Below are 20685 nucleotides of genomic sequence, written 5' to 3'. Positions count from 1 at the left end.
CCGTGAACACCCCGATCTACCAGCAGGCACTCGGCACGGAGTTCGCCCGCCTGCAGCCCGAGCTGCAGGCGTACTTCTCCCTCGCGCCGGGCTCGGGGCAGTACGGGGTAGGGGAAGGGACATTCGACGTCGTGGGGTGCCGCCAGCGCTGGCTCCGCCCCCTGCTGCGGCTCACCGGGGGCGAAGAAGCCTTTTTCCCCGAGTACGGTGAAAACGTTCCGTTCCGGATCGAAAACCACGCACACCAGGATCCGTTCGGCCGTTCCAGCCTGACTGCCCGGCGGGAGATCCGTTTCCCCGGACGCACCCGGCTGTTCCAGGACACCACCAGCGCCACGAGCCGCGGCGACGCCACCCAGCTGGTGGACTACGTTGGCCGGTACCGTCGCCTGGTTACGGACCTGAACCTCAGCGTCACCCCGGAGGGAAGGCTCCGAGGCGTATCGGAGGCTTCCAGGCTCTTCCTCGGCCCGCTCCGGATTCCCCTTCCCCCGGCACTGGACGCGAAGGCCTACGCCGAACAATGGTGGGATCCGGCCGAGGGCAGCAGTGGAAGGCACCGCATCCAGGTCAAGGTGATCCAGCCCCAGATCGGCCTGGTCCTGGTATACGCCGGGGCCTTCGACTACAGGCTCCGCCCCTACACCGGCGGCAGTTCCGCCCACAGCTTCCTGCCGCGCTACGCCCAGCCGGACCGCTGGGAAAACAGGGTCTGAGCCCCTACCCCAGCGCGCGTTGGTTCAGGGCGTCGGCCACCTGGGTGAGCCTGCCCAGGACCGCGGTGGCCTGCGCCGGGGTGTAGTCGGCCAGCCCCGCCGAAGGTGTCACCCGGACCGCAGCCAGCAAAGAGGCAGGAAGGCCCAGCTGGCGCCAGGGGCGCCATACGGAGTCCACGCAATCGGCCACCTGGGGCAGCGCGCTGCCGGAAATATCCAGAGCGCCGGCCCAAACGCGTTTCCCGGCCTCAGCCGCCCCGGCCAGCTGCTCCCACTGGCGGTTGGTCAGGCCCTTCAGCGGCACAGCGATCCCGTCAGCCCCCGCCGCCAGGATCTGCTCGAACGGCGCTTCTATTTCGGGAACCGAAACAACTATTTCCGACGCGCCGGCCGCGCGCAGCGCATCGAGGACCACGCGCCAGGATTCACGCGCCTCCGACGCCGGAACAGCCCTAAGCGTGCGGTAGCCGCTGGCGGTGGGTATGGCCCCGGCCAGCACCGCGGCGATATCCGGTTCGTCCATCTGGACCGCCAGCCGCGCCCCCGGCACCGCCGCCGAAACCCGGGCGAGATAGCTGCCCACCCCTTCTGCGAGGGACGCTGCGAGGTCCCTGCGGGCACCGTAATCCACCACCGCGCGCTCACCGTTGTGCAGGTGCAGGGCCGCCGCGAGGCTGAGCGGCCCCACCAACTGGACTTTGAGTTCTGTTGCCGAAGACTCCTCCGCGCCGGCTACGTCGGCCAGGACGTTGATGTCCGTGGCGAGGGCGGAAGCTGCCCTCCGGATGTCCTTGCCGGGGCGGTCGACAAGCCGCCAGCCGTAGGGTTGGACGTCGGCCGCCAGTTCCTCGAGCAGCGAGGCGGTGCGGCCCACGGCGTCGGACCCGACGCCGCGGTCCGGCAACTCGGCGAGGAACGGCAGGTGCGGACTGCCCAGCTCACCCCTGATGATCCGGGCGGCTTCCAGCGGGTCCTCGCCGGGCCATGGCCCCAGTCCGGTGGCTGTCACTTCCTTTGGCGGGCGGCCCACCGCCGAAGGCGTCCCGCTGCCGCGCTGTTGCTCTGCCCCGCTCACCTCAGTGCGGAAGCCTGCGGTCCGGACGCGGCCTGGTGGTCCTCGGCGATGGCCTCGTGGTGGCGGATGACCTCGCCGATGATGAAGTTCAGGAACTTTTCCGCGAACGCCGGGTCCAGGTGCGCGTCCTCAGCCAGACGCCGCAGGCGGGCGATCTGGGCCGCTTCCCGTCCGGGATCGCCCGCCGGCAACCGGTGGGCAGCCTTGAGGAAGCCCACCTTTTGGGTGGCCTTGAAACGCTCCGCCAGCAGGTAGACCAGCGTGGCGTCGATATTGTCGATGCTCGAACGGATGGACAGCAGTTCAGCCATCACCGAATTGTCCACCTGGCCGGCCAGGGAACTGGCGGAGGGATCGAAATCGTCAGGACCGGGTGAGCTGAGGTTGTGCTGCGTCATGGTCCCAGTCTATGGGAGCGGCCGGAACCGACGCGGGTGTTAAGGGCCGGTGCCGGCGGCCTGCCGGCACCGGCCCCCCCGTCAGATACCCAGCAGGGCGCGGTGCTCCTCGCGCCGCTTTGCCTGCTCAGCCGGATCCGGAACAGGAAGCGAAGCGATCAGGCGGCGCGTGTAGTCATGCTGCGGGTTGCCCATGACCTGGCTGCCGATCCCCTGTTCCACCAGTTTCCCCTTGTAGAGCACCCCGACCCAGGACGAAAGAATGTCCACTACGGCGAGGTCGTGGCTGATGAACAGGCAGCCGAACCCGAACTCCTCCTGGATGTCCTTGAACAGCTCGAGGACTTTCGCCTGCACCGAAACGTCGAGGGCCGACGTCGGCTCATCCGCTATCAGCAGGCGCGGATTCAGGCTGAGCGCCCGGGCCAGGGATGCCCGCTGCCGCTGGCCGCCGGACAGTTCGTGCGGGTATCTCCCCGCATACGACGCCGGCAGCTGCACTGATTCGAGCAGCTCACCCACGCGCTTCCGCGCCTGCGCGTCGCTTGGCCGGGTGTGGATCAGCATGGGCTCGGCGATGCACTCCCCGATGGTCAGCTGCGGGTTGAACGACGCTGCCGGGTCCTGGAACACGAACCCGACGTCCTTCCGCAGCGGCTTGAACGTGCGTTCGCGCAGGTTCAGCATCTCGTAGCCAAGAACCTTGAGGCTGCCGCCCGTGGTGCGGTTCAGCCCCGCGATGGCCCGCCCGATGGTGGTCTTGCCGGATCCCGATTCCCCGACCAGGCCGAAGACCTCGCCTCTGGACAACGTGAAGCTGACCCCGTCGACGGCCTTGAACGCGGGCGTTCCCAGCCGGCCGGGGTACTCGATCACCAGGTTGTCCGCCGCCACCAGCACTTCCTCATCCTGGTGGGGCCGTTGGGTCAGGCCCTCCGACGCCGAGTTGCGGCCGAGGTGCGGCACGGCGGCCAGAAGCCGGCGGGTGTAGTCCTGCCTGGGTTCGGCGAAAAGCTTCCGTGCCGGAGCCTCCTCGACGATGTCGCCCTGGTACATCACCACCACACGGTCCGCGAGGTCCGCCACGACGCCCATGTTGTGGGTGATCAGGACGATCGAGGTGCCGTATTTGTCCCGGAGGTCCCGGAGTAGTTCCAGGATCTCCGCCTGGACTGTCACGTCCAGGGCGGTGGTCGGTTCGTCGGCGACGATGAGCCCGGGATTCAGCGCCAGGGCTGCGGCGATCACCACGCGCTGCTTCTGACCGCCGGAGAACTGGTGCGGGTAGTAGTTGACGCGGTGCTCCGGGTCCGGGATGCCCACCTTGCGCAGGGCTTCGACAGCCCGCGCCTTGGCTTCCTTGGCACTCACCCGCCCACCGCCGTCGCGCGCCGCATGGGCACGGATACCCTCTGCGATCTGCCAGCCCACCGTGAACACCGGGTTCAGGGCGGTGGAAGGTTCCTGGAAGACCATGGCGACGTCGCGGCCGCGGATCTGGCGCAGGCGCGCAGCGCTGAGGCTGATCACATTGGTGCCGTTGATCAGCACCGCCCCTGAACTGCTGGCGGTTTCCGGCAAGAGGCCCAGGATGGTTTTGGCAGTGACCGTCTTGCCGGAACCCGACTCCCCCACGATGGCCAGTACCTCGCCGGCCTTGATGTCGAGGCTGACGTCCTTGACGGCCCGGACATCGCCGGCATCGGTGGCGAAGGTGACCTGGAGGTGGTTGATATCGAGGACCGTCTTGCGGTCCTGCTCCCGGCGGTCGGACACGGACCCAAGGTTTTCGCTCACGGGTTGCTCGATTCTGTTTCGGTGCCAGGTCCGGCGGCGGCCGGTGCAGCGGACGCTGCCGCCTTGCGGGTGGCCCGCTTGCGGCCGCGGAGGCGGGGATCGTTCAGGTCGTTGATGCTCTCGCCCACCAGCGTCAGCCCGAGGACCGTCCACACGATGGCGAGGCCGGGGAAGAGCCCGGTCCACCAAATGCCGGAGGTGGTGTCTGCGAGCGCCTTGTTGAGGTCGAAGCCCCATTCCGCCGCTGAGCTCGGCTCGATGCCGAAGCCCAGGAAGCCCAGCCCTGCCAGGGTCAGGATGGCTTCGGAGGCATTGAGGGTGAAGATCAGCGGCAGCGTGCGGGTGGCATTGCGGTAGATATGCCGGGTCATGATGCGCACGTTCGAGGCGCCCACCACTTTGGCGGACTCGACGAAGGGTTCCGCCTTCAGCCTGATGGTCTCCGCGCGGATCACCCTGAAGTACTGCGGGATGAACACCACCGTGATGGAGATGGCTGCCGCCAGGATGCCGCCCAGCAGGCTGGACTGGCCGCCGCTGATGACGATGGCCATGACGATTGCCACCAGCAGCGAGGGGAAAGCGTAGATCGCGTCCGCCACCACCACGAGGATGCGGTCCAGCCAGCCGCCGATGTAGCCGCTGACCAGGCCGAGGATGACGCCCGCGAAGATGGACAGGATCACGGCCACGATGATGACCAACAGCGCCGTCTGGGTACCCCAAATGACACGGGAAAGGACGTCGTAACCGCCCACCGTGGTGCCGAGGAGGTGCTTGCCGCCCGGCTCCTGCTGGGTGGGGAAATTGCCATCGGCGTCCGAAAGCTGGGCAAAGCCATAGGGGGCGAGCAGTGGTGCGGCCAGTGCCGTCAGCAGGAAGATGCCGGTGAGGACAAGTCCCACGACCAGCATGAAACGCTGCAGGCCGACGCTTTTGTTGAAGTGTGACACAACCGGCAGCCGCCGGAAGAAGGACGCCCGCGGGTTGGCGACGGGTTCGAGGGTGGTCTCGGCAGTCATGTCAGTACCTCACGCGGGGGTCGATCAGCGCGGCAACGATGTCCACGATGAAGTTGGTGACGGCGACGATGACGGCCAGCAGCACCACGATGCCCTGGACGGCCACGAAGTCGCGCGCCGTGAGGTAATTGGCCAGCTGGAACCCCAGGCCCTTCCACTCAAAAGTGGTTTCGGTGAGCACTGCGCCGCCAAGCATCACAGCGATCTGCAGGCCCATGACCGTTATGATCGGGATCAGCGCCGGCTTGTATGCATGCTTGGTGACCAGCCTGAACTCGCTGACGCCGCGGGAGCGGCCGGCCTCGACGTAGTCCTTGCCAAGGGTGCCGATGACGTTGGTCCGGACCAGCCGAAGGAAGATTCCAGCCGTCAGCAGGCCCAACGCAAGGGCGGGAAGGACCGCGTGCGACATCACGTCGCTGAACGCTGCCATGTTGCCGCTCCGCAGGGCATCCAGCCAGTAGATGCCCGTGGGCGCCTCCAGCGCGGTCAGGGACAGCTCGGTCCTGGTTCCTGCCCGGCCGGCCACCGGGAGCCAGTGCAGCCACACGGAGAACACCAGTTTGAGGAGCATGCCGGCGAAGAAGACCGGGGTGGCGTAGAACAGGATCGCCAGGATCCGCAGCACGGCGTCAGGCAGGTGGTCGCGCCGGTGCGCGGCAACCATGCCCAGCGGAATGCCCACCAGCAAGGCGACGATGAGCGCGTTGATGGACAGTTCCAGCGTGGCCGCTCCGTACGTGGTCAGCATTTCGGTGACCTGGCGGTTGTCGGAGAGCGTTGTGCCGAAGTTGCCCGTTGCCAGTTGGCCCAGGTATTCGAAGTACTGCACCAGGAGCGGCCGGTCGTAACCGGCGGCATGGATGCGCTCCTGCAGTTGGTCAGGTGGCAGGCGTCCGCCCATGGCTGCGGTGATGGGGTCACCGGTGATCCGCATGAGGAAGAACACCATGGTGACGAGGATGAGGATGGTTGGGAAGATCAGCAGGAAGCGGACCAGGATGTACTGGCCCAGCCCTCCCCCCGCCGCTTTCTTCTTGGACGGTAGGAGCGCGTCAGCGTCGCTGGGAGGCGCGTCAATCAAGGTTGTCATCGGTACCTGAATTCGTGGTGACCGGGAGCCAGCAGTCCCCTCGTTGCTGGCCGATGACCGGCAAAAGGCGGGACGCCTCCACGGCGTCCCGCCTCCGGCCGGTCAGAGCCCGATGGGGGGTGGCTGCTTACTTGGACAGGACGCCGAGACGGGTCTTGAACGACGGATCAAGGGTCTTCTCGACGCCCTTGACGCCCGATCCGGCAACCAGCAGCTGCGCGCCCTGGAGCAGCGGCAGCGTGGAAAGGTCCTTGGCGACGGCGGACTGTACCTCGCCAAGCAGCTTCTCGCGCTCAGTCTTGTCCGGGGTGGTCAGCTGCTTCTGGACCAGTTCCGTCACTGCCGGGTTTTCATAGTGGTTCTTGAGGAAGTTGCCCGGGATGAAGAAGGGCGTGAGGTAGTTGTCCGCGTCAGAGTAGTCCGGGAACCAGCCCAGCTGGTAGACGGGGTAGGCGTCTGCGGTGCGTGCCTTGGAGTACGTCACCCATTCGGTGGACTGCAGGTCCACGGTGAACAGCCCGGACTTCTCCAGCTGTTCCTTGATCATGGCGTATTCGTCACCGGAGGACTTGCCGTAGTGGTCCGGGTTGTACTGCAGTTTTACGTTGACGGGCCCGCTGACCCCGGCGTCGCTGAGGACTTTCTTCGCCTTGTCCAGGCTGGGCTTGCCGGTGCCGTCGCCGTACATTTCCTTCATCGGCTGCGTGGCCCCCGGGAGCCCGTCGGCGACCACGGAGTAGGCCGGGACGTAGGTTCCCTTGTAGACCTGGTCGGAGATGGCCTGCCGGTCCACGATGTCGGCCATGGCCTGGCGGACGGCAAGGGCCTTGGCCGGGTCCGCCTCCGGGGTCTTGGCCCCGAACGGCATGGTGTCGAAGTTGAAGACGATGTACCGCAGCTCACCGCCCGGGCCCTTGTAGACCTTGACCTTCGAGTCTTTGGCAAGGTCCGCGGCGTCCGTGGCCGTGAGGCTCCGGCCGGCAACGTCGATGTTGCCGCCCTGGACGTCCAGCTTCAGGTTGTTGGAGTCGGCGTAGTACTTGATGACGGCGCTGTCGTTGGCGGGCTTGCCCAGCAGGCCGTTGTAGTCCGGGTTGGACTTGAGGCTGACGAGTTCGTTCTTCTTGTAGGAATCGATGGTGTAGGGGCCGGCGAACGGCTTGCCGGCGACGATGTCCTCATCGCTCATCACCTTGTCGGCCGGGAAGACTTCCTCGTCAACGATCGGGCCTGTGTTGGTGCCGAGCACGCTCGGGAACACCTGGTCATTGGCTGCCTTGAGGGTGAACACCACAGTGGTGTCATCCTTGGCTTCAACCGACGTCAGGTTGGAGAGCAGGGATGCGGGGCCGTTGGGGTCGTTGATCTTCATGACGCGGTCGTAGGAGAACTTCACGTCCGAGGCGGTCAGCGCGTGGCCGTTGGCAAACTTCAGGTTGGGCTTGAGCTTCACCGTGAATTCAGTGGGAGCAGTGAAGGAGGCGGACTCGGCGATGTCCGGGCTTGCCTCGGCCGAGCCCGGCTTGGAGTTCATCAGGAAGGGGTAGACCTGGTTCATTACCAGGAAGGAGCCTGCGTCGTAGGATCCGGCGGGGTCGAGGGTCACGACCTTGTCCGTCGTTCCAAAGGTGATGGCACCGCCGCCGGCACTGCCGGTGGACGTTCCGCCGCCGCCAGAGGGCCCGGTGCAGGCTGTCAGGGCGAGGGCGGATATTCCTGCGAGCGCGATGGCGCGGTGCAGGGGTGTTGTGCTCTTGATCATCTGTGAGCCTTCTGTTCGATGAATACGCGCGCGCCGGCATGCGGGCGCGTTCGCCCGGCTGCCTGCGCGCAGTGCTGATGCGTAGATTCAATCAGAGAGTCAGCCCTCAGGACGGCCTATTCTGTGAGTTGAAACACAAAATTTATTTCGGGTCCGTCTCCGCCCCGCCTTCGTACGGAGAAGCGCGCACGGCAAAGCGCCGCCCCGGTTGCATCCGGGGCGGCGCTCAAGGTTTCGTGCCCTACAGTGCGGCGCGCTGCAGCGAGCGTGCGGCGTCGATGGTTGCCTGGCCGAGGACCCGGGTGCCCTGGTACAGGACCACGGTCTGGCCCGGTGCCACTCCCCGCAGCGGGGCTTCGAGCCGGACCACGAGCTGGCCGGAGGCCGGGCCGTCCGCGGGCGCCTCCATCCGGGCCGTGGCAGGAACAGGGTCGCCGTGGGCGCGGACCTGGGCGTAGCAGTCGAACTCCGCACCCGTTTCCACCTCAGCGATGGGCAGGCCGGCCCAGGAGACCTTGATGCCGCGGATCTCATCGATGGCCAGGAGCGCCTCGGGGCCCACCACCACCTTGTTTTCCTTGGGGCGGATTTCCAGGACGAACCGCGGCTTGCCGTCGGCTGCCGGGGTGCCCAGCTTGAGGCCGCGCCGCTGGCCCACCGTGAAGGCGTTGGCGCCGGGGTGTTCGCCCACCTTGGCGCCCGTCTCGTCGACAATGTCGCCGGTTGTCATGTCGATCTTCTCGGCGAGCCAGCCTGCCGTGTCGCCGTCGGGAATGAAGCAGATGTCGTGGCTGTCCGGCTTGTTCGCCACGGACAGTCCCCGCCTCTCCGCCTCCGCCCGCACTTCGGCTTTGGAGGGGGTGTCGGCCAGCGGGAACATCGAGTGCTTCAACTGCTCGTGGGTCAGCACACCGAGGACGTAGCTCTGGTCCTTGGCCCAGTCCGCCGCACGGTGCAGTTCCCGGTTGCCGTCGGCGTCTTCAACCACCTTGGCGTAGTGGCCGGTGCAGACGGCGTCGAACCCGAGTGCAATGGCTTTCTCCAGCAGGGCGGCGAACTTGATCCGCTCGTTGCAGCGCATGCACGGGTTCGGCGTTCGGCCGGCCGCGTATTCATCGATGAAGTCCTGGACCACGTCCTCTTTGAAGCGCTCGGAGAAATCCCAGACGTAGTACGGGATACCCAGGACATCGCAGGCCCGCCAGGCGTCGCGGGAGTCCTCGATGGTGCAGCAACCGCGGCTTCCGGTGCGCAGTGTGCCGGGCATCCTGGAGAGCGCCAGGTGGACGCCGACGACGTCATGGCCGGCCTCCACTGCCCGGGCGGCGGCGACGGCGGAGTCCACTCCGCCGCTCATGGCTGCAAGTACTCGCATGCTGGCTTTCTGTTGGGGGATGCTTGCTTTCCGGGGCCGTGTGCTGGAACGCCGGCGGCGGAAACGATCTTCGCCTATCCATTCTACGGCTGCAGGCAAATCGGGCAGTGAAGCAGCGTGCAGTGAGGGTCAGGAGCCGCGCAACCCCTGGCGCGCAACGGTACCCGCGGTCTGGATCGAGGACTCGTGCCCTGCCATGCCTGCCTGGCGCGCCCGCGCGTAAGCCCCGGGCAGCGCTGCAAGCAAGGCGTCGACGTCGGCCTCGGTGGACGAGTGCCCCAGGCTGAACCGCTGTGCTCCGCGTGCTGTTTCCTCATCCAGGCCCATGGCCAGCAGTACATGGGAAGGCCGGGGCACGCCGGCGGTGCAGGCGGACCCGGTGGACGATTCGATGCCGGCCAGGTCCAGCAGGAACAGCAGCGAGTCCCCCTCGCAGCCGGGGAACGTGAAGTGCGCGTTGCCGGGGAGCCGCCCGTCACCGACCGCGCCCCGCAGGACCGCCTCGGGGATGTCCCCGCTGATGCCGTCGATCAGCCTGTCACGCAAGGCGGCGATCCGCGCCGCTTCAGCGGGCAGTGCGGCCGTCACGGTCTCCGCCGCGGCAGCAAAGGCCGCGATGGACGCGGTGTCCAGCGTGCCGGAGCGCACGTCGCGCTCCTGCCCGCCGCCGTGCTGCACCGGCGTGAGCTTGACCGAGCGGCCCAGCAGGAGGGCGCCCACGCCCACCGGCCCGCCGATCTTGTGCCCCGAGACGGACATGGCGTCGAGGCCGGAGCCCTTGAAGTCCACGGGGACCGAGCCGAACGCCTGGACGGCGTCGGAGTGGACAGGCACGCCGGCGGCATGTGCCAGTTCAACGATCCGCCGCACGGGCTGGATGGTCCCCACCTCGTTGTTGGCCCACATGACGGTGACCAGCGCCACGGTCCCGGGTTCGCGGGAGAGTTCAGCGTCGAGGGCATCGAGGTCCAGCACGCCGTCGCCGTCCACCGGCAGCCAGGTCACTTCAGCTCCCTCATGCCGTTCCAGCCATTCCACGGTGTCCAGCACGGCATGGTGTTCGACGGCGGAGCAGAGGATGCGGCGCCGCGCAGGGTCCTCTGCCACCCGGGACCAGTAGAGGCCCTTCACCGCAAGGTTGTCCGATTCGGTTCCGCCGGACGTGAAGATCACCTCGGAGGAGTGGGCGCCGGCGGCGGCGGCAAGAGCCTCCCGCGCGTCTTCCACCGCACGGCGGGCGCGGCGGCCGGAGGCGTGCAGCGAGGAAGGATTGCCGGTGCGGGCCAGTTCACGCGTCAGGGCGGCCAGCGCTTCCGGGGAGAGCGGGGTGGTGGCAGCGTGGTCGAGATAGACAGGCACCTTGTAATTCTAGGCCGTTCGGCCCGGGCCGGTGATCCTGGCGCAGCAGTGGCCGGCCTCGTCATCTCCTGCCACGCGGTCTTCGGGGGCGCCGCAACCTGCCGCAGCGCCGCGGAGGAACGCGCCGTTCATGCCGCACACCACCGCCGGGTGCTGCTGTGAGAGCCGGTGGAAGGGGCAGTTGGGAAGCAGGAAGCCGCCATCCCCGTCGGGCAGGGGCCGGTAGCCTGCCTGCACCAGGAAATCCTCCAGGGACTCCGCCGCCTCGGCCATCTCCCGGCCTCTCCGGTACGACGCCGACTGGAGGGCGCCGGCCACGGGCTCTCCGCCGGAAAGCGAGGTTTCGATCGCGTCCGCCATAAGCTCGCCGGCCAAATCGTAATTCCGGTCCGGAACGGACGCCCCGACTTCTCCCCCCACCGGCCGGTACATTTTGGCGGGCCGCCCGGATCCGGGACCTACCCTGCCCGGCGGCTTGCGGAACTCGACCGTCAGGAGCCCGTCCTGGACCAGTCGGTCCAGGTGGAATGACACCGTACTCCTGGGAAGGCCCACCGCCTCCGCCACCTCGTCACGGCCCACGGGTTGGGGCGAGGCTGCCACCACCTCGAACAACTGCAGCCGCTTGTCATCTGTCAGGGAGGCAACTGCTGCAATCCTGGCCGCCCACGGTCGTCGGTTCAAGGCCCACCCATCCAAAGTCAAGATCTCTTGATTATAGACCCTGCGCATCTCTAAAATCGGAATACCTACTTTTAGAAGGAGCCAGCAATGAAAACAGCATCCGCAGTCCGCGCCCACCATGTGCCCACGGCCGAACCGGCACGGCAGGCGTTCCTGCTGCTGCGCACTGTCTTTACCGTTGCGCCAATCCTGTTCGGGTTGGACAAGTTCACGAACATCCTTACGGACTGGAGTGTGTACCTGGCGCCGCAGGCCACGGCCATCGTCCCGCTGGCACCCCAGGTGTTCATGTACGTCGTCGGCGTGGTGGAGATCATCGCCGGCATCGCCGTGGCAGTCCGGCCGAAGTTCGGCTCGCTGCTGGTGGCGGCGTGGCTCGCAGGCATCATCGTCAACCTCCTGCTGCTGGGAAGCTTCTATGATGTGGCACTGCGCGACTTCGGGCTGCTGGTAGGCGCCCTTGCCCTCAACCGGCTCTCGATCCGTCCCGGGACGGCCAGGGCCTGAGGGCCGGGAGCGCCCGTCCAACAACCAAAACCCAAGTCCAGCAACCGCCGGCCGGCTGAGCCCTCCAGCACCGGCGGTTCCTGCCTTGGAGGCCGGGGGCCAGTCAGCCCGACGGCGGCAGTACCGGCAGGAAGCGGTTGACGTCGTCCCGGGCCGCGCGCAACGAGGCGGCATCCGGACAGGACACCGAAATATAGACTGACGACCCGGCGGTGCCGAAGACCCGCGCAAGGACGGCGGTTGACCTTCCGCCAGGTGCCGTTTGCTCCAGAGCGAGGACTTCCACGTTCCGGCCGGGTTCTTCCGCGGTCCCGCCCCAGTGCAGCGTGGCAGTCTTCAGGTACGTGGGCTGGATAGTGGCGTCGAGGTATTGGTACAGGGCGACGGTGGATTCCCTGTCATCCCCGCGCACCAACGGAGCCTGGCCTGTGCTGGCGCGGGCAGCCACAAGGCATCCGTCCGACTTCAGGTACTGGCTAAGGCCGGCCACGTTCTCCTTGACCGGTTTCCACCCCGGCGCACGCTTCAACTCGTCCGAGATTCCTACGGGCACCCCCGGAGCCAGCACGCCGCCGGCTGAAAACGGCAGGTCCTGCGCCGCGACAGCCGCTGCGTCATGCCCGGGCGTGATGGTGGGGGTGGACAATGCGGGCGTGCTTGCCGGAGCGGGGGACACGGAGGGGTCCCGGACGTCCACGCTGCAACCGCCCATCAGCACCGCCGCAAGGCCCGCTGTCATGAGCGGCACTCCCCTGCGCCATCCGCTGCCGGCCGGCCCCGCCGTCGTCGGCATGTCCTTCTCCATTCCGCTGCTTTCCCCCGGCCATTCGTCAGCCGCGCCATCACGAGTCTAGACTCCGGCCCCGCCGGGAACCCGCAGGCCCTGGACAGACGTTGTCCCAGCAGGCCGGTGGACTGTGCTGGCTAGACTGGGCGGGCACTCCGATTCCCCTTTCGGGTGCGCACAAGGATAAGGAAGATTGCTTGACCGAGAGCAGCAGCTCCCACTACCAGGTCCTGCGCGTGGCAGTCACGGCCACGGAAAAGGAGATCAAGGTGGCGTACCGGCGTGCTGCCAGGAAGGCACATCCTGACCACGGGGGCGACGCCGCCGCCTTCCGCCGTGTGACCGCCGCCTACGAGACGCTGATCGACCCCCAACGCCGGAAAGCTTACGACCGTTCCTATGCTGCCGGTACCGCAGGCGGCGCTTCATCCGGCACCGGACCCCATTTCGATGCCCCTGCCGCCGGAAGCCGTGCCTCCGCCACGGTCCACCGGCCCGGCAACGCAAGGAACACTGCGGGGGACCCGGCCGTCTACATCCCGCCGTACGACGAAGCCCATCCCACCGGCGTTCCCCTGATCCCCTTCGCCCAGGCCCGCCAGCAGGTGCACGGGATGCCCCGCAAACGGGGAATCTTCGGCGCAGAAGCCCGCATCCAGCGTGAGATGCGCACTGTCCAGCTGCTGGCGCGGCAGGTCCTGCCGGCCATCCCTGCCGCCCGTCTCATCAACGGCCTCCAGTCCCCCGCTGACAACAGCCACATCGACCATGCCGTGCTGTCCGGGTACCGGCTGGCCCTGATTAACTCGATGCTCCTGCCCAAGGGCGCCTATGCCTGGGACGGCCGGACCCTCAACCACGGTGGCCGGGCGGTGGCGCCCCCGCAGCTGGGTGCGGTGGTGCGCGCCATGCAGGACATCTTCCCGGAACTCAATGTCACCGGATGGACCGTGGTGCTCAGCCCGGACGGCAACCTCCATGAACCCGTGATCGACCACCACCGGCGGCCGGCCGGCGCGCTTGAGAGCGTCCGGATCGTCAACGCTGCAGGCCTGGTGCGCGGACTGAAGGAATTCCTGGCCTCCGGGCCGGCACCCAACACAGTCAACGTCCCGGTCCTTGCAAGGCTGCTGCGCGGCATGCACTGAGGCGGTGGCTAGGATAGGGAGGTGTTCCGCATCCTGTTCCATGCTCCCGAAATCCCCGGCAACACCGGCAACGCGATCCGCCTTGCCGCCATCACCGGCGCCGAACTGCACCTCGTGGAACCCCTCGGGTTCGACTTCTCCGATGCCAAGCTGCGCCGGGCCGGTCTTGACTACCACGACCTCGCCGTCGTCACCGTGCACAAGTCCATCGAGGACGCCTGGGCCCACCTGAAGCCCGAGCGCGTCTATGCCTTCACATCGGATGGAACGACAAGCTATACGGACGTTGCCTACCAGCCCGGTGACGTACTGATGTTTGGCCGGGAATCTGTCGGCCTGCCGGAGGAGCTGAAGGTCGATTCCCATGTCACGGCAACCGTTCGGCTGCCGATGCTGCCGGCACTGCGCTCGCTGAACCTTGCCAATGCGGCCTCGATTGCCGTTTATGAGGCATGGCGCCAGCAGGGCTTCGCCGGCGCCCGGCTGTAGCACCAGGAATTTTTCAAACACGACCCATCCCCGCGCCCCCCTGCGCCGAATGACTGCTGGAAGCATTCGACGGGACCGAGGAGCGGGCAGGTGACATTACTTGAAGGCGGTCCCGGCACCGGGTACCGCCACCTGTCCGGAACTGCCAATAAACCACCCCGGGGGGACTTATGCTTGGGAGTAATGGAAACTCCCAATGCGCCGAATGCCGAGTCCGCCGCAGCGGTGACCGAACCGCCGGTTGACCCGGGCCAACAGCTGTCGGCCCTGCTGGAACGGATTGCCAGGGGGGACCAGGCAGCGTTTGCCGAGTTCTACCAGCTCACTTCGCGCCGCGTTTTCGGCATGGCACGGCGCGTCCTGATTGACCCCGAACTCAGCGAAGACACCACCCAGGAGGTCTTCCTCCAGGTGTGGCAAAACGCGGCGAAGTTCGATTCCCAGTCCGGGAGCGCCCTTTCGTGGCTGATGACCATCTCCCACCGGCGCGCCGTGGACAAGGTCAGGTCGTCGCAGTCTTCCACTGACAGGGAGGCGAAGTACGGGGCCAGCACGCAGGACGTTGACCACGACACTGTTTCCGAGGAAGTTGGCAGCCGGCTCGAGGCCGAAGCTGTGGTCCGCTGCCTGGAAACACTGACCGAAACACAACAGGAGTCCGTACGCCTCGCCTACTACGGCGGCCTCACCTACCGGGAGGTCGCAGAGCGGCTGAATGCCGCCGTTCCCACCATCAAGTCCCGCATCCGCGATGGACTGATCCGATTGAAGACCTGTCTGGGGGTGAGTTGAGATGAACGGAATGGAGCACGAACGCAAGGGCCGGCCGGGTTCCTTTGGCGACACCGTTGCCATGGACCTCGCCTCCGGCCGCTTCGTCGACCTCGCCGAACTCTATGCCCTCGACGCCGTCACCGGGGAAGAGCGCGGCGCCATCGACGCCTACTTGGCGGGCGCCCCCGACGCTGAGCGCCAAGCCTTCCTCGAGCGGGTCCGCCAGTCGCGTGAAACACTTGCCCGCACTTTCCGCGCCGAGGAGGAGCCGCCGTCGGACCTGTTTGACCGGATCCTGGCGCAATTGCCGGCGCAACTGCCGGCTGGCCTTCCTGCGCAGGACCACGGGCCGGGCGGGAGCATTCCGGCACCCGCCGCGTCCGTCCCCCCGGTGTCCGGGCTGCATGGAGCCACGGACGACCTCGCCAAAGCGCGCCAGCGCCGGGCAGAACGACGCCGGCCGGCCGGGACGCGCCGCTGGCTCGCCGGGGTGGCCGCCGCGGCAGCCATAGCGATCGGCGGCGTAGGCGTCGGCGCCTACCTGGCGGACCAGAACGACCCCGTGAACCAGGTGGTCCGGGCCACCGACGTGCGGGAAGCTTCGGTCAACGTCGCGGGCGGGGGCAAGGCCACTCTCCTGATTTCGTCGTCGCATGACGCTGCCGTGGTGAAGATGAGCGGCGTCCCCGCGCCGCCGTCGGGCAAGGTCTACCAGATGTGGCTCATCCCCAAGGACGGGTCCGCTCCCGTCTCCCAGGGGCTGATGGACGAAAAGGCACTCTCCAAGCCGGCCGTGGTGCAGGGGATCCACTCCGCCGCAGCCTTGGGAATCACCGTGGAGCCGGTCGGCGGGTCCTCGGCCCCAACACTGCCCACGGTCGCCGCGGCCCCTCTCGGCGCCTAACCAGTCAGCTAAACCACAAGCCCCCCGTTCCTTCCAAGGAACGGGGGGCTTGTTCATTCACTGACTTAGAAACCCGCGATGGTGCCCGGTCCGTTGATTGCCACCACATGGAAGGCTTCGGCGCTGCGGCCTTCGGGCAGTCCTGCCCGGGCGGCGTTGGCCTGCATGCCGCGCCGCACGGTGGCCTCCATCGCCTCCACATCCGGGTGCTGGCTGACGTGGACGTGGATGGCTTCCAGCTTCGCCTCGACATGGTCAGTGACATCCACGAAGTGGTTTTCGCGTTCCTCCGGCCCCGCATACAGCCACAGCCAGGGGAGCTTGTAAGCGGCCAGCCCGGCGTCGGCCAGTTCAGGGTAGGCGAAAGGGTTCTCCACGGCCGGGTACACGGCGCGGGTCACGGCTTCCCCCACCGCGAGGTGGTCGGGATGGCTTTTCTGGATCCGGTCCCAGTTCCGTTCCGGGTGCATGGAAAGGACGACGTCGGGGCGGATCTGGCGGATCAGCCGCACCACCCCTTTCATCACCTCGTGCGAGGGTTCGAGGTAACCGTCGCGCTGGTGGAGGTAGTGGATGTCGGAGACACCCACGAGCTCGGCGGCGCGGCGCTGCTCAGCGTCGCGCATCGCGATGATGTCCGGCCGGTGGGCGGGGTCGAAGCCCCCGGCGTCGCCATCGGTCATGATGCAGTAGCTCACCTCGACCCCGGCCGCCGTCCAGGCGGCGATGGTGCCCGCGGCTCCGAAGTCGATGTCGTCCGGGTGGGCCGCAAAACAGAGCACCCGCCCAACCCGGTGCGTGTCCGGGTTGAACGGGCCCTGTGCCTTTCTGGTGGAGGCAGTCAAAGAATCAGCCTTTTCGCTTCTTGATCTCCGCGGCGGCCTGCGGCAGGACATCGAAGACGTCGCCCACGATGCCGAAGTCCGCGATTTCGAAGACGGGCGACTCGGCATCCTTGTTGATGGCCACGATGACCTTGGACGTCTGCATGCCGGCCTTCTGCTGGATGGCACCGGAGATGCCGGCCGAGATGTAGAGCTGCGGGGACACGGTCTTGCCGGTCTGGCCAACCTGCGCGTCATGGCTGATCCAGCCGGCATCGGTGGCTGCACGGGAGGCGCCCACGGCAGCACCCAGGGCATCGGCGAGTTCTTCCACGGGACCGAAGTCACCGTCCATGCCGCGTCCGCCGGCCACCACGATGCGGGCGTCGGTCAGGTCCGGCCGCCCGGTGGCAACCTTCTGCTCCCGCGCGGTGATGCGGGCAGCCGCGGTGCTGCTTCCGGCGGGAACCTCCACGGTTGCGGCTTCCGGGGTGGTGGGAGCAGCGGCTGGCTCCGGAGTTACGTTGTTGGCCTTCAGGGTCAGCACCGAGACCGGTGTGGTTGCCTTGCAGGCGGTGTTGTAGGAGCCGGCGAGGACCGACTTGTGCCCAGTGCCGTCCGCGTCCACCGCAACGACGTCCGTGATGACGCCGGCGTTCAGGCGGATGCCCAGGCGCGCCGCGATCTCCTTGCCCTCGGGCGAATTGTCCAGCAGGACGATGCCCGCGCCGGCGGCTTCAGCGGCGGCGGCCAGGTAGGCGGCCTTGGGAGCCACCAGGAAGTCGTCCAGGTCATCGGTGGAGGGACGGATGACAGTGCCCACGCCGTACTCGCCGAACGCGGCCGCGACGCCGTCGGAAAGTTCTCCGTTGAGCGCCACCGCGCTCTCCCCCAGGGAACGCGCCAGGGTCAGCAGCTCCAGACTGCTCTTCTTCAGCGATGCGCCGGGGTTGTCAATGAATACAAGTACTTTTGCCATGTCGGGGTTCCCTCTTAGAGCAGCTTCTGGGCGGCCAGGAAGTCAACCAGCTTGATGCCGGCGTCGCCTTCGTCGGTGATGATGGTGCCGGCAGTCCGCGGCGGCCGCTGCTCGGCGTTGGTCACGGTGGTCCAGGAGCCGGAAAAGCCCACCTGTGCGGGGTCCACGCCGATGTCGGCCAGGGACAGCGTGGTGATGCTCTTGCGCTTGGCGGCAATGATGCCCTTGAAGTTGGGGTACCGCGGTTCATTGATCTGGTCGGTAACGGACACGACGGCGGGCAGGGTTGCCTCCACCGTTTCGGAGGATGTGTCGGCGTCGCGCCTTGCGGTCAGCCGGCCGCCGTCGACCTCCAGCGAGGAGGCAAACGTGACCTGGGGCAGGCCGAGCCGCTCTGCCAGCTGCGCCGGCACCAGGGAAGTCTCGCCGTCGGTGGACGCCATCCCGGTGATGACCAGGTCCACGTCGCCCAGGTGCCGCACGGCGGCCGCGAGGGCAAGGGAGGTGGCGGCGGCGTCCGAGCCCGCGAGGGCGTCGTCCGTCAGGTGCACACCCTCGGTGGCACCGATCTGGAGCGACTTCTTGATGGCGTTGACAGCCCCGGCCGGCCCCATGCTCAAGGCGATGACCTGGTTGCCGGCCTTGCTGCCGCCGCGCGCTTCCGCCAACTGCAGTGCGGCTTCCAGCGCGTACTCGTCAAGCTCGGACAGAATGCTCTCGTCACGGTCGGTGGTGAAACCCTCGCCGTTGAGGTGGCGGTCGAATTGGGCGTCCGGTACATGTTTGACCAGGACTACGATCTTCAATGTCTCTTCCACTGTATTTACAGCAGCCTTCCATGCTTGTGGACAGCCAGCCGGGTGGGTCATGGCCTCTTGAATGCCCGGCAAACGGGTAAACCCTAGCTAACCATATCGGCGCACGCCTGCGCCCTCTTCCGTTAACGCCTGTGTCAGGCGCCCAACCATGCGGGCATGACGACGGCGGCGTCCCCGCCAGGGTGGGACGCCGCCGTCGTCATACGGGGCCGGGACGTGGGCCGCCTTTCGGCGGCAGACGCCTGCCCGGTCAGCTGGCAGCTGCTCCGAGGGTGACGTCGAACGTCTGCTCCTTGCCGTTGCGCAGCACGGTGATCTTCACCGTGGCTCCTGCAGCCTGTTCCCGGACGGCTGCCGTCAGCTCGTTCGGCTCGCCGATGGTGAGGTCGTTGAACTTGGTGATGACATCGCCGACCTTGATGCCTGCCTTGCCGGCGGCCGAGCTGGCGTCCACCGAGGCAACATCGGCTCCGACCGAGAATTCGGATGCAGCGCCGGAGGACGTCTTGGGCTTCACGCTGACACCGAGCTGGCCATGCGAGACCTTGCCGTTGTCAATGAGCTCCTGCGCCACGCGCTTGGCATGGTTGATCGGGATGCTGAAGCCAACGCCGATGTTGCCGCTCTGCGACGACGTGGTGTTGGATCCGGCCGAAGCAATAGCCACGTTGACGCCGATGATCTCGCCCTTGCTGTTGACCAGCGCGCCACCGGAGTTGCCAGGGTTGATGGCGGCGTCGGTCTGGATGACATTGATCGAGATGGACCCCTCGCTGCTGCTCTGCTGGCTCTGGCCGCCGCCCGGAGGCGCGAACTGGAAGCCCTGGTCGCCGCCCTGGGTATCGTCGCCGCCCTTGGGCGCGGCCGAGGAAGCCACACTGATGGTGCGGTTCAGGGTGGAGACGATGCCGTCCGTCACGGTGCCGGTGAGTCCAAGCGGGGAACCGATGGCGATCGCGGTGTCGCCGACGTTGAGCTTGGAGGAGTCGCCCAAGCTGGCGGGAGTGAGCCCGGAGGCGTTGTCCACCTTGATGACGGCGAGGTCCGAAAGCGGATCCGTGCCCACCAGCTTGGCAGCCAGGACCTTGCCGTCGCTGGTCCGGATTTCGAGGCTCGCGTTGGCGGTCTGGCCATCAAGAGTTACCACGTGTGTATTGGTCAGGATGTGGCCCTGGTCGTCCAGGACGATGCCCGATCCCGTACCCCCCGAGCCGCCACTCGTCGCGCTGATGGTGACGACACTCGGTGATGCCTTCACGGCCGCCGCGGTGATGGCGTTGACGTCATCCTTGTTGTTGACGATGACGGTGCCCGGCTGGCTGCTGCCACCGATGGTGGACGTGCTGGAACCGGCGATTCCGAACAGTTCCCCGGAACCGACCGTGGCCACTCCCCCGCCGACAAGGCCAGCGGCGAGGATGCTGGCCACCAGGGTACCGACGCCGAACGTCGCCTTCCGGCGCGGCGCATCCTTCGGGTTGTGGGCCAGGCCAACGCTGCCATGCTGCGCTCCGTGACCGGGCTGGGTGCCGTAATTATGCGGGCCATACATGTGCGGACCATTCGCTGGGGCACCGTCCACGGGCTGCCCGTCCTGCTGCCGGCCCTGGCCGTAGGAAGCCTGCTGGCCGTAGAACGGCTGGCGCTGCGGGTACACCGGGCGGGGGCCGGCGGGGATCTCCTGGGTGTTGCCGGCCCCGGTTCCCGGCTGGTCCAGCCGTTCGGTGGGGTTATGGCCCGCAGGGCTGGCAGTGCCGGGGCCGGTGGGGGCGTCTGCGTCCGCATGCTGAGTCGACCCCCGGTAGTCCCTGGACTGCTCCTGGTCGTGCTGCGGCCAGGGATTCCGGTTGCCCGGGCGGTCGCCCTCGGGGACCGGGCCCGGGGTGTGATTCTCAGTCATGGGACTTCCTTTCATCCTTGTCTGCCATTAACTATGGACTGCCCCGCTGGAACAAGTTCGGATGTTTGCTGAGAGCTTCCTGAACGTACCTGCCGCGCCTGGCGCGGTGCCGGTCCGCGTTTCGCTGGCGGCATATTTGCCCGCATGGACTGGGTGTGGGGTGCACCATAGAATCAAGATGAATTGCCACAGCGACCTGCGGCTTCACACCAAGCGTGGGGGCGCTGCTGGATTCGACGACTGATTCGTCCCGAATCGGTGTCAGGCGTGCTGA

General features: G+C 67.1%; 20 protein-coding genes. 6 read left to right on the top strand and 14 right to left on the bottom strand.

Annotated elements, in window-relative coordinates; translation table 11 throughout:
• Window positions 1-2: 2 nt before the first annotated feature.
• Window positions 3-716: a DUF4166 domain-containing protein gene (locus K4G53_RS16260; RefSeq protein WP_221386667.1), complete on the top strand. Its 714-nt coding sequence runs from the start codon at window positions 3-5 to the stop codon at window positions 714-716.
• 4 nt (window positions 717-720) lie between these two features.
• Here K4G53_RS16260 and K4G53_RS16255 read toward each other — a convergent pair whose 3' ends face one another.
• From K4G53_RS16255 to K4G53_RS16215, 9 genes are all read right to left on the bottom strand, one after another.
• The gene (locus K4G53_RS16255) at window positions 721-1725 is read right to left on the bottom strand and encodes a hypothetical protein (RefSeq protein ID WP_308287902.1); all 1005 of its coding nucleotides are present in this window, start codon (window positions 1723-1725) and stop codon (window positions 721-723) included.
• Window positions 1726-1787: 62 nt separating this feature from the next.
• Window positions 1788-2189 carry a chorismate mutase gene (locus tag K4G53_RS16250; protein ID WP_221386666.1) on the bottom strand — a complete coding sequence of 134 codons (402 nt, stop codon included), beginning with the start codon at window positions 2187-2189 and terminating at the stop codon, window positions 1788-1790.
• An 81-nt stretch (window positions 2190-2270) separates the two neighbouring features.
• A complete protein-coding gene (locus K4G53_RS16245; protein WP_221386665.1) occupies window positions 2271-3986 on the bottom strand; it encodes an ABC transporter ATP-binding protein in 1716 nt (571 codons plus the stop codon).
• Window positions 3983-5008 (bottom strand): ABC transporter permease, encoded by a 1026-nt coding sequence (locus K4G53_RS16240; RefSeq protein ID WP_221386664.1) that lies wholly within the window; start codon window positions 5006-5008, stop codon window positions 3983-3985. Before K4G53_RS16240 ends, K4G53_RS16245 begins: the two co-directional genes overlap by 4 nt.
• A 1-nt stretch (window position 5009) precedes the next feature.
• Window positions 5010-6101, bottom strand: a complete 1092-nt coding sequence (locus K4G53_RS16235) for an ABC transporter permease (RefSeq protein WP_221386663.1) — start codon at window positions 6099-6101, stop codon at window positions 5010-5012.
• A 127-nt stretch (window positions 6102-6228) separates the two neighbouring features.
• Window positions 6229-7863 carry an ABC transporter substrate-binding protein gene (locus K4G53_RS16230; RefSeq protein WP_221386662.1) on the bottom strand — a complete coding sequence of 545 codons (1635 nt, stop codon included), beginning with the start codon at window positions 7861-7863 and terminating at the stop codon, window positions 6229-6231.
• Between the two features lie 241 nt (window positions 7864-8104).
• Window positions 8105-9238, bottom strand: a complete 1134-nt coding sequence (mnmA, locus tag K4G53_RS16225) for a tRNA 2-thiouridine(34) synthase MnmA (RefSeq protein ID WP_221386661.1) — start codon at window positions 9236-9238, stop codon at window positions 8105-8107.
• Between the two features lie 129 nt (window positions 9239-9367).
• Window positions 9368-10597: a cysteine desulfurase family protein gene (locus tag K4G53_RS16220; protein WP_221386660.1), complete on the bottom strand. Its 1230-nt coding sequence runs from the start codon at window positions 10595-10597 to the stop codon at window positions 9368-9370.
• A 9-nt stretch (window positions 10598-10606) separates the two neighbouring features.
• Window positions 10607-11281 carry a metalloregulator ArsR/SmtB family transcription factor gene (locus K4G53_RS16215; protein ID WP_221386659.1) on the bottom strand — a complete coding sequence of 225 codons (675 nt, stop codon included), beginning with the start codon at window positions 11279-11281 and terminating at the stop codon, window positions 10607-10609.
• A gap of 87 nt (window positions 11282-11368) precedes the next feature.
• Between K4G53_RS16215 and K4G53_RS16210 the strand changes: the two genes are divergently transcribed.
• Complete coding sequence (locus K4G53_RS16210; protein ID WP_221386658.1) at window positions 11369-11788, top strand: DoxX family membrane protein; 420 nt, start codon at window positions 11369-11371, stop codon at window positions 11786-11788.
• A 103-nt stretch (window positions 11789-11891) separates the two neighbouring features.
• Here the strand turns inward: K4G53_RS16210 and K4G53_RS16205 are convergent, their stop codons facing one another.
• On the bottom strand, window positions 11892-12527 hold the full coding sequence (locus tag K4G53_RS16205) for a hypothetical protein (protein ID WP_260323630.1): 636 nt from the start codon (window positions 12525-12527) through the stop codon (window positions 11892-11894).
• Window positions 12528-12772: 245 nt separating this feature from the next.
• On the opposite strand from K4G53_RS16205, the gene K4G53_RS16200 reads away from it, so the two are divergent.
• From K4G53_RS16200 to K4G53_RS16185, 4 genes are all read left to right on the top strand, one after another.
• Window positions 12773-13723 carry a J domain-containing protein gene (locus tag K4G53_RS16200; protein WP_221386657.1) on the top strand — a complete coding sequence of 317 codons (951 nt, stop codon included), beginning with the start codon at window positions 12773-12775 and terminating at the stop codon, window positions 13721-13723.
• 21 nt (window positions 13724-13744) lie between these two features.
• On the top strand, window positions 13745-14212 hold the full coding sequence (locus K4G53_RS16195; protein ID WP_221386656.1) for a tRNA (cytidine(34)-2'-O)-methyltransferase: 468 nt from the start codon (window positions 13745-13747) through the stop codon (window positions 14210-14212).
• 183 nt (window positions 14213-14395) lie between these two features.
• Window positions 14396-15004, top strand: coding sequence for an ECF RNA polymerase sigma factor SigK (sigK, locus tag K4G53_RS16190; RefSeq protein ID WP_221386655.1), 609 nt, complete (start codon window positions 14396-14398; stop codon window positions 15002-15004).
• Between the two features lie 10 nt (window positions 15005-15014).
• On the top strand, window positions 15015-15890 hold the full coding sequence (locus K4G53_RS16185) for an anti-sigma factor (RefSeq protein ID WP_221386954.1): 876 nt from the start codon (window positions 15015-15017) through the stop codon (window positions 15888-15890).
• Between the two features lie 65 nt (window positions 15891-15955).
• Here the strand turns inward: K4G53_RS16185 and K4G53_RS16180 are convergent, their stop codons facing one another.
• The 4 genes from K4G53_RS16180 to K4G53_RS16165 all read right to left on the bottom strand — a co-directional run bounded on the left by K4G53_RS16180 (window position 15956) and on the right by K4G53_RS16165 (window position 20411).
• Window positions 15956-16735, bottom strand: a complete 780-nt coding sequence (locus K4G53_RS16180; protein WP_221386654.1) for a PIG-L deacetylase family protein — start codon at window positions 16733-16735, stop codon at window positions 15956-15958.
• Between the two features lie 4 nt (window positions 16736-16739).
• On the bottom strand, window positions 16740-17693 hold the full coding sequence (locus K4G53_RS16175) for an electron transfer flavoprotein subunit alpha/FixB family protein (protein WP_221386653.1): 954 nt from the start codon (window positions 17691-17693) through the stop codon (window positions 16740-16742).
• A 14-nt stretch (window positions 17694-17707) separates the two neighbouring features.
• Entirely contained in the window at window positions 17708-18499 is a 792-nt protein-coding gene (locus K4G53_RS16170) for an electron transfer flavoprotein subunit beta/FixA family protein (RefSeq protein WP_260323629.1), read from the bottom strand.
• 262 nt (window positions 18500-18761) lie between these two features.
• On the bottom strand, window positions 18762-20411 hold the full coding sequence (locus K4G53_RS16165; RefSeq protein WP_221386651.1) for a trypsin-like peptidase domain-containing protein: 1650 nt from the start codon (window positions 20409-20411) through the stop codon (window positions 18762-18764).
• Between the last annotated feature and the right edge of the window lie 274 nt (window positions 20412-20685).

This window comes from Arthrobacter sp. MAHUQ-56 (assembly GCF_019710585.1).
GTDB lineage: Bacteria > Actinomycetota > Actinomycetes > Actinomycetales > Micrococcaceae > Arthrobacter.
The sequence above is the reverse complement of the archived record's forward strand: the minus strand, read 5'-3'. Positions and strand labels throughout refer to the sequence as shown.